Source organism: Mycobacterium sp. (genome assembly GCF_035623875.1).
Taxonomy (GTDB): domain Bacteria; phylum Actinomycetota; class Actinomycetes; order Mycobacteriales; family Mycobacteriaceae; genus Mycobacterium.
On the sequence record NZ_DASPSP010000056.1, the window covers coordinates 1 to 8,973 of the forward strand.

Annotated in this window: 9 protein-coding genes; 7 read left to right on the forward strand and 2 right to left on the reverse strand. The window is 64.9% G+C overall.

The genetic code is table 11. The features are described 5' to 3' along the window. The 6 genes from VEI45_RS04835 to VEI45_RS04860 form a co-directional block, all read left to right on the forward strand. Positions 1–187 (forward strand): hypothetical protein (locus tag VEI45_RS04835; protein ID WP_324850651.1); only part of this gene is annotated, 187 nt, incomplete at its 5' end. Between the two features lie 329 nt (positions 188–516). Then, positions 517–2,373, forward strand: a complete 1,857-nt coding sequence (gene dnaK, locus VEI45_RS04840) for a molecular chaperone DnaK (protein WP_324850653.1) — start codon at positions 517–519, stop codon at positions 2,371–2,373. After that, complete coding sequence (gene grpE / locus VEI45_RS04845; protein ID WP_324850655.1) at positions 2,370–3,047, forward strand: nucleotide exchange factor GrpE; 678 nt, start codon at positions 2,370–2,372, stop codon at positions 3,045–3,047. Before dnaK ends, grpE begins: the two co-directional genes overlap by 4 nt. Before the next feature lie 56 nt (positions 3,048–3,103). Continuing rightward, the gene (dnaJ, locus tag VEI45_RS04850) at positions 3,104–4,291 is read left to right on the forward strand and encodes a molecular chaperone DnaJ (protein WP_324850657.1); all 1,188 of its coding nucleotides are present in this window, start codon (positions 3,104–3,106) and stop codon (positions 4,289–4,291) included. Continuing rightward, on the forward strand, positions 4,291–4,662 hold the full coding sequence (locus VEI45_RS04855; RefSeq protein WP_324850660.1) for a heat shock protein transcriptional repressor HspR: 372 nt from the start codon (positions 4,291–4,293) through the stop codon (positions 4,660–4,662). Before dnaJ ends, VEI45_RS04855 begins: the two co-directional genes overlap by 1 nt. Positions 4,663–5,083: 421 nt before the next feature. After that, positions 5,084–5,830 (forward strand): alpha/beta fold hydrolase, encoded by a 747-nt coding sequence (locus tag VEI45_RS04860; RefSeq protein ID WP_324850662.1) that lies wholly within the window; start codon positions 5,084–5,086, stop codon positions 5,828–5,830. Between the two features lie 104 nt (positions 5,831–5,934). On the opposite strand, the gene VEI45_RS04865 is transcribed toward VEI45_RS04860, so the two are convergent. Both VEI45_RS04865 and VEI45_RS04870 read right to left on the reverse strand, forming a co-directional pair. Then, a complete protein-coding gene (locus tag VEI45_RS04865; RefSeq protein WP_324850664.1) occupies positions 5,935–6,246 on the reverse strand; it encodes a DUF3303 domain-containing protein in 312 nt (103 codons plus the stop codon). A gap of 7 nt (positions 6,247–6,253) precedes the next feature. Further along, positions 6,254–7,651 carry a cytochrome P450 gene (locus tag VEI45_RS04870; protein WP_324850666.1) on the reverse strand — a complete coding sequence of 466 codons (1,398 nt, stop codon included), beginning with the start codon at positions 7,649–7,651 and terminating at the stop codon, positions 6,254–6,256. A gap of 624 nt (positions 7,652–8,275) precedes the next feature. Between VEI45_RS04870 and VEI45_RS04875 the strand changes: the two genes are divergently transcribed. Then, positions 8,276–8,973: AAA family ATPase (locus VEI45_RS04875; RefSeq protein ID WP_324850668.1), on the forward strand; the 698-nt coding region annotated here is incomplete at its 3' end.

Here is an 8,973-nt window from a genome sequence, read left to right on the forward strand (position 1 = left end):
GATCAGCTGGGCCAGGCGTGCTGGGCAGCGGTGGCATCGAGTTCCTATCGACGTGGCGTGGTGCAACGCCGCCAGGCGGCACGTCCGAGGGATGGACTGGTTGGGAGGCTATCCCACGGCGTGCGACGGCGCGATGTTTGCGGCAGAGAACTCAATGAACCTTTCGGTGCTCGCGTCACGCCTCTAGAACGACGGTCGACTATCCGGTTAAAGCGCGATGACCTGCTGATATTTGAGGATCTCGCAGCTACGCTTACCGAGGCCCCGCCGATGTATAAGAAGCTGCACGAGCACGTCGAATCCTTCTACAACATCCACTAGGCTCGGCGGCCTTGTCTCAATCGGGCCGGGAACAAACTCGCGTCGGACTCCGTTGAGCCCTTCGACAACCTTGAGCGGACTGGACTCAAGATTGGCTTGACAGCGGAACACCGCGAAGGGCAGGCTTGAGCGAGGTTCACTCAGCAGCGTAGTGCATACAGGCATACCAGGTTCGACTATTAGGAAGGATTCACTATGGCTCGTGCGGTCGGTATCGACCTCGGGACCACCAACTCCGTCGTCTCAGTTCTGGAAGGTGGGGACCCCGTCGTCGTCGCCAACTCCGAGGGCTCGCGGACCACTCCGTCCATCGTCGCGTTTGCGCGCAACGGTGAGGTATTGGTGGGCCAGCCCGCCAAGAACCAGGCGGTGACCAACGTCGACCGGACCGTCCGGTCGGTCAAACGGCACATGGGCACCGACTGGTCGATTGAGATCGACGGCAAGAAGTACACCGCGCAGGAGATCAGCGCCCGCATTCTGATGAAGCTGAAGCGCGACGCCGAGGCCTACCTCGGTGAGGACATCACCGACGCGGTGATCACAACGCCTGCGTACTTCAACGACGCTCAGCGCCAGGCCACCAAGGAGGCCGGCCAGATCGCGGGCCTGAACGTGCTGCGAATCGTCAACGAGCCGACCGCGGCCGCGCTGGCCTACGGGTTGGACAAGGGCGAGAAGGAGCAGCGGATCCTGGTGTTCGACCTCGGTGGCGGCACCTTCGACGTGTCGCTGCTGGAGATCGGTGAGGGTGTCGTGGAGGTCCGCGCCACCTCGGGTGACAACCACCTCGGCGGTGACGACTGGGACGACCGCATCGTCAACTGGCTGGTCGACAAGTTCAAGGCCTCGGCCGGCATCGACCTGACCAAGGACAAGATGGCCATGCAGCGGCTGCGGGAAGCGGCCGAGAAGGCCAAGATTGAGCTGTCCAGCTCGCAGAGCACGTCGATCAACTTGCCCTACATCACCGTTGACTCCGACAAGAACCCGCTGTTCCTCGACGAGCAGCTGACCCGCGCGGAGTTCCAGAAGATCACCCAAGATCTGCTGGACCGCACTCGCAACCCCTTCCAGCAGGTGATCAAGGACGCCGGTATCTCGGTTTCCGAGATCGACCACGTGGTCATGGTGGGTGGGTCCACTCGTATGCCCGCGGTGACCGACCTGGTCAAGGAGCTCACCGGTGGCAAGGAGCCCAACAAGGGCGTCAACCCCGACGAGGTTGTTGCCGTGGGTGCCGCCCTACAGGCCGGTGTACTGAAGGGGGAGGTGAAGGACGTTCTGCTGCTTGACGTTACGCCGCTGAGCTTGGGTATCGAAACCAAGGGTGGCGTGATGACCAAGCTGATCGAACGCAACACCACCATCCCGACCAAGCGGTCGGAGACCTTCACCACGGCCGACGACAACCAGCCGTCGGTGCAGATCCAGGTCTACCAGGGTGAGCGCGAAATCGCTTCGCACAACAAGCTGCTCGGCTCCTTCGAGCTGACCGGTATCCCGCCGGCTCCGCGCGGCGTCCCGCAGATCGAGGTCACTTTCGACATCGACGCCAACGGCATCGTGCACGTCACGGCCAAGGACAAGGGCACCGGCAAGGAGAACACGATCAAGATCCAGGAGGGCTCCGGCCTGTCCAAGGAAGAGATCGACCGGATGATCAAGGACGCTGAGGCGCATGCCGAGGAGGACCGCAAGCGTCGCGAAGAGGCCGACGTCCGCAACCAGGCTGAGACGCTGGTCTACCAGACGGAGAAATTCGTCAAGGAGCAGCGCGAGGCTGAAGGCGGTTCGAAGGTCCCCGAGGACACCCTCAACAAGGTTGACGCCGCGGTCGCCGACGCCAAGAAGGCGTTGGAAGGCACCGACATCGGCGCCATCAAGTCCGCGATGGAGAAGCTTGGCCAAGAGTCGCAGGCCCTCGGCCAGGCGATCTACGAGGCCACCCAGGCCGCGCAAGCGGCGGGCGGCAACGGTGAGGCCGGCCCGGGCGGTGCCGATGACGTCGTCGACGCGGAGGTGGTTGACGATGACCGGGAGGCGCAGTGAGCGAACCCGACCCACGCGAACAGGTAACGGTCACCGACAAACGGCGGATTGATCCCGAGACCGGGCAAGTACGCCATGTGGCTTCCGGAGCCGCCCCCAGCGGGGCGGCGCCGGGCGCTGCGGCGATTCCCGCATCGGCGGGCGCCGCAGCGGACAAGGTCGTCGAGCTGACCGCCGATCTGCAGCGGGTGCAAGCCGACTTCGCCAACTACCGCAAGCGGGCGTTGCGCGATCAGGAGGCGACCGCCGAGCGCGGCAAGGCCGCTGTCGTCAGCCAATTACTCGGCGTGCTCGACGATCTCGACCGCGCGCGCAGTCACGGAGACCTGGAGTCCGGGCCGCTGAAGTTGGTCGCCGACAAATTGCTCAGCGCGCTGACCGGACTTGGGTTGGCGGCGTTCGGCGCCGAGGGTGATGACTTCGACCCGGTGCTGCACGAGGCCGTGCAACACGAGGGTGATGGTGCGCAGGGCTCGAAGCCGGTGATCGGCAATGTGATGCGGCAGGGCTACAAACTCGGTGACCAGGTGCTGCGGCACGCGTTGGTCGCAGTGGTGGACACCATCGCGGATGACTTCGTTGATGACACCACGAAAACCGAGACCGCCGACACAGTCGATAACGACGCGAACGAGGGTGAGCACGACGCAGAATCTTCAGCGTCGGACAACTAACGAGCGGTTCGGACAGGACACGATAACGACAGGAAGGTGGGAGGGGGTGACGCGACATGGCCCAACGCGAATGGGTCGAAAAGGACTTCTACAAGGAGCTGGGCGTCTCCTCTGACGCCAGCCAAGACGAGATCAAGCGGGTGGCCCGCAAGCTGCTCGCCGAGAATCACCCTGACCGCAACCCCGGTAACAAGGCGGCCGAAGATCGGTACAAGGCCGTTTCCGAGGCCAAGGAAGTACTGACGGATCCAGCCAAGCGTAAGGAGTACGACGAAACCCGTCGGCTGTTCGCCGGAGGCGGGTTCGGTCGCCGATTCAACGGTGGCGACTTCGGCGGTGGATTCGCCCGCGGCGGCTATGGCGCGGACGGGACCGAGTTCAACCTCAACGATTTGTTCGATGCCGCTGGCCGCTCTGGTGGCACCAACATCGGCGACCTGTTCGGCGGCTTGTTCGGACGCGGTGCTGCACCGCGTCCCAGCCGTCCGCGCCGCGGCAACGACCTGGAGACCGAAGCCGAGCTGAGCTTCATGGAGGCCACCAAGGGCGTAGCGATGCCGCTGCGGCTGACCAGCCCGGCGCCGTGCACCAACTGTCATGGCAGCGGAGCCAGGCCCGGCACCAGTCCCAAGGTGTGCCCGACCTGTAACGGCTCGGGTGTAATCAGCAGCAACCAAGGCGCTTTCGGCTTCTCCGAGCCGTGCACCGACTGCCGCGGTAGCGGGTCGATCATCGAGCACCCTTGCGAAGAGTGCAAGGGGACTGGTGTCACCACCCGTACCCGCACGATCAATGTGCGGATCCCACCGGGTGTCGAGGACGGACAACGGATCCGGCTGGCCGGTCAGGGTGAGGCCGGATTGCGTGGCGCCCCGTCTGGTGACCTCTATGTCACCGTGCATGTGCGGCCGGACAAGGTCTTCGGCCGCGACGGCGACGACCTTACCGTCACCGTCCCGGTAAGCTTCACCGAATTAGCTTTGGGTACAACGCTTTCAGTGCCTACACTGGACGGCAAGGTCGGTGTTCGGGTGCCTAAGGGTACTGCCGACGGTCGTATACTGCGGGTCCGAGGCCGCGGTGTGCCCAAGCGTTCCGGCGGTCAGGGCGACCTGCTGGTCACCGTCAAAGTCGCAGTCCCGCCGAACCTGGAAGGCGCCGCGAAGGACGCGTTAGAGGCCTACGCCGCCGCCGAGCGCTCCGGTGGCTTCGACCCGCGGGCCGGATGGGCAGGTAATCGCTGATGGCTAAAAGGGACGAGGCGCGGACCTTCTTGATCTCGGTGGCCGCCGAGCTGGCCGGTATGCATGCGCAGACGCTGCGTACCTATGACCGGCTCGGGCTGGTCAGCCCGCGGCGCAGTTCCGGTGGCGGGCGCCGTTACTCGGAGCACGACGTCGACCTGCTCCGCGAAGTACAACGGCTGTCTCAGGGCGAGGGCGTCAATCTGGCTGGGATCAAACGCATTATCGAGTTGACCAATCAGGTCAAGGCGTTACAGTCGCGGCTGACGGAGATGGCCGCCGAGATTGAGGCGCTGCGGGCCAACCAGCGACGCGACATCGCGGTGGTGCCAAAGAGCACCGCAGTCGTGGTCTGGCAGCCGCGGCGCTAGTTTTCCCGCTCGGCCGAGAAGTTGACCATGAAACAAGCATTGTCGCGTGGGCCGAGGCGATGCCGTGATGACGTTTCCCCCTCTTAGGACGGTTTTCACCCTCTCGCCAGGGCCGGCCCGGACGCCGTCGATGCGTCTTACCAACCGGCTTGTGGGCTGGATATTGACCGCCTGTGAGGTTGATGCCGTCGTCGGCGGCCAGTTCTCCAGCGTCAACTCCCTCGTCGACCCCCCGCCCGCCTGCTTCATCCCGCGTTCCTCTACCGGGTTGCGACCGTCAATCTGCTTCGCCGGGCAACGTGATTCGCGGCCTCGACACGCCGAAGTGGCCGGCCCCGCTGATGGCGGTGCACCCTCACCGGAAATCTTGTCGGACTAATCTGGTCCCGCGGCGCCGCGGCGCCATGCCAAGATGTCGATCATGACGGTGGTACTGGTGCACGGTAATCCGGAGACTGACGCAATCTGGGCGCCGCTTGTCGATGCTCTCGGGCGCGACGACGTGGTGCGGCTGTCCCCACCGGGATTCGGTGCCCCACTGCCCGAGGGCTTCTCGGCGACCTACCTGGCCTATCGTGGCTGGCTCGAAGACGAGCTGGGGGGCTTCGACGAACCGGTCGACGTCGTCGGGCACGACTGGGGCGGAGGGCACGTGATGAACGTGATGATGCATCGACCCGAGTTGGTGCGCAGCTGGGCCAGCGACGCCGTCGGGCTGTTCGACCCGGATTATGTGTGGCACGACCTGGCGCAGGTCTGGCAGACGCCCGGCGATGGCGAGCAGCTAATCGAGACAATGTTCGGCGGCACGGTCCAGGACCGGACCGAACAGATGGCCGCGTTGGGCATTCCGCTGAACATCGCAGCGTCGATCGCCGCAGCCCAGGGTCCGGACATGGGTCGGGCGATCCTGCTGCTATACCGCTCGGCCCGCCAACCCGCGATGGCCGAGGCGGGTAGGGCACTGGAGAACGCCGCCGCCCGGCCCGGACTTTCACTGCTCGCCACAGAGGACCCATACATCGGCTCCGACGACACCCGCCGGCGGGCAGCCGGGCGAGCCGGTGCCCGCACGGAAGTGCTCGACGGACTCGGACACTGGTGGATGGTGCAAGATCCGGCTCGTGGCGCGGCGGCCCTCACCCGCTTCTGGGAGACCCTCGACTAGGGCGCGAAGCTCCCGACGGTGCAAGGCGCATGCTGACCGGCCCCGGTAGCGCCACGCCCTAAGTCTGGACGACACCGGGGCCAGCGAAACGCGGTTCCTCGCGGTCAGCCGATTGACTCTCTGAAATCCGCGCCCGACTGCAGCGCTTGCGCCCACTCGGCGATGTCGACGACCGGGTAGATCTGGTAATCGAGCATGGCGCCGAATTTGCTTGGCGCGTCGGCCAAGTCCGCAGGATTGTCGGTTTCCACTACCGAGAACCCGCCGGTGCCGTCGAGTCGGCCGACGAATTGGTGGAAGGTCGTGCTGGCCGGTGGCGTCCACTTTGCATAGAGTTCGAGGCCGCGCCGTACGGCGGCTTCGTTCTCGGCTGCTGAGCCGTTTAGGCGCAACGTCCAGGCAACTACATACTTCATTTCATCCTTACCTTTCTTGGGGGGTGTTGACGGTGCTTGGGGTGCGCGCATGCGCGCGGGCATAGATCGGCTCTGCGGCGACGGTCGTGAACGGCACGGCGAGCGGGAAATCCTCGGCGAGGGAGGTGATTTCGGTGCGCCGGATGATGGTGGCCAGCGCGAGGGTGGCCTCCAGCATGGCGAAGTGGTCGCCGATGCACGACCGGGGCCCGCCCCCGAACGGGACGTATTGCCACCGGTCGCGGGCCTTGGACTTTTCGGGAGTGAAGCGGTCGGGGTCGAACACCAGGGGGTGATCCCACAACGTCGGATCGCGGTGCACGGCGTAGACGCCGTAGACGACCAAGCTACCCGCCTCGACCCGGTGGCCGTCGACCTCGATGTCCTGCACGGCGGTTCGGCCGATCACCGCGCCCGGTGGACACAGCCGCAACGCCTCGTGCAAGACCTGCACGGTGTATCCGAGCCGGGGAACGTCCTCGGGGGTGAGCTCGCGATCGCCGATGGCGGCGACCTCGGCGGTGACCCGCGCCTGCATGTCGGGGTGGCGGCCCAGGGCCCACAGCGCGTAGGTGAGGGTGGTGGCGGTCGTGTCATGGCCGGCCATCAGGAAGACCAGCAACTCGTTGCAGATGTCGTCATCGGACAATCCCCGCCCGGTCGCCGGGTCGGCCGTTGCGATTAATGCCTGGACCAGCGGGGCGTCCCAGGTCGGGTCGGCGCGGCAGGATTGCAGAATGTCGTGGGCCAGCCCGCGCATTGTGGCGGCTGCGGAGCGGGCCCGGTGACGCGCCGGTGTCGGTAACCATCGGGGGGCGTGCAGCGGCCGCAGTGATCGATTGGCGATGTACTCGAGGGCGACCAGCAGCGGCTCAGCGAGGGCGTCGCTGCGTTCATCGAGGTTCAGGCCGAGCACCGAGCGACCTAGGGCGCGCAGCGTCAGCCGACGGCATTCGGCGTCCAGGTCGATCTCCGCGCCGTCGACCCAACTCGCACAGACTGTCTCGGCGGCCTGGGACATGTGGCCTGCGAAGGCGCGCACGTGTTGCTTGGTGAAGATCGGCTGTAGCGCCCGCCGGCGCGGCAGCCACGGCTCATGAGTCAGGTCGAAGAGGTTGTTGCCCAGCAGGTGGCGCATCTCGGCATGAACGACCGTCTTTTCGATGAAGGCATCGGTGCGGCCGAGAATGTCACGACCCCCTCGCGGTGACGTCGCGACGACGATCGGCGGCATCAGCCACCGGGGGGCCAAGCTGAAGCGAGTCACCGGCCCGCCCGCATCGCGCAGCGTTTCCATCCCGGTGTGAAACACCCTTAGCGCGTTGTGCCGCTGCCGATATGGCAGTGGATTCTTCGGCGCCAGGGGCAACGCACCCACATCGGTCTTCTCGAGCATTTCGACCATGTCGACTCCTCTGCGTCACGACCCAGATACCGCCGCGACAATCCGCTGAACTCGGCTCAGCTGTTCAATGAGCTGCTGCGATGCCGACGCACGTGGACTGCATACGAACCTTGGCTGCTCCTGCGAGTGTCCGGCTAGAGTAGTCGGCTACTTGTTTTCTCCCACCCGCGTACGGCACTTGACAAACAGGCCTCCAGGTCCGGCGGCCGCCGTGCGATATTTTGCGAGAGCCTCTGGCCGATAAGGCCGCGGCTCGCCTGCGGCCGCGCACACGTAATTAGCCCTGGACGCCAATTAGTCGACTACTCAAGCGCACTGTCAGGTTGGACAACACAACCGGCCTCAACATTTGCCATCCGGGGTAATCCCCGGCAACCCGGCTACATTTTTCGTTCGCACGATGTCTTCCTGGTCACCGCAGTACGTACTTGCGCGTTTGGCTGGAGGTTTAGTGAGGCAGCTCAGCGCCGCAGCCAGGGAGCCTGGCGGCTCGGCAGCCTGCTTGCCGAACACCGCAACACCGTAAATTCGACCCAACTCCCGGACCGAGCAATCCCAAAAGCGGCCCATGAATAGCGTGTCGAATTCGCGCCGCTAATTCGACACCCGGGTTATAGTCGGCCTGTGATCAGCGGCGATCCGCTGACCGGGCGTGACAACGAATTGGATACTCTTCGCCGCGCGCTCAGCGGAGTTGGGAATTACTCCGGCGCCGTCATCGTCGGAGCCGCGGGAGTGGGTAAGACCCGGCTCGCGCGTGAAGTGCTGGCCCGCGCTGAAGCATCAGGCGAGCGGACATATTGGGTTGTGGGCACACAGTCCGCTCGACAGCTCCCATTGGGCGCGTTCACCGCGTCGATATGCGACACCATCTCCGACCCGATATCTGATGTGCGACGTATCATCAATTCTTTTGTCACGCAAGAACGTAAGGGCCGTGTGCTGATCGGTGTCGATGATGCGCACCTTCTTGACGGATTTTCGGCACATGTTGTACACCAGCTGGCCCAGGCCCGTGGAACACGTCTGGTGGTCACGGTGCGCAAGGGCGGGGACGAGCCCGATGCGATTGCTGCGCTGTGGAAAGATGACTTGCTCGCCCGCCTGGACCTCGAACCGCTGTCGGCTCCGGACACCCACCGCATGATCGAGACCACGCTCGGCGGAGCGGTAGATAGTCGCAGCGCCAAGCGGTTCTGGAAACTGACCGGAGGCAACGCGCTGTTTCTGCGGCAACTGCTCAAGGACCAGATCGCCGCCGGCGCGATACGGCAGGTCGCCGGGGTGTGGATGTGGGACGAGCGCGTCGCGGTGTCGGACAG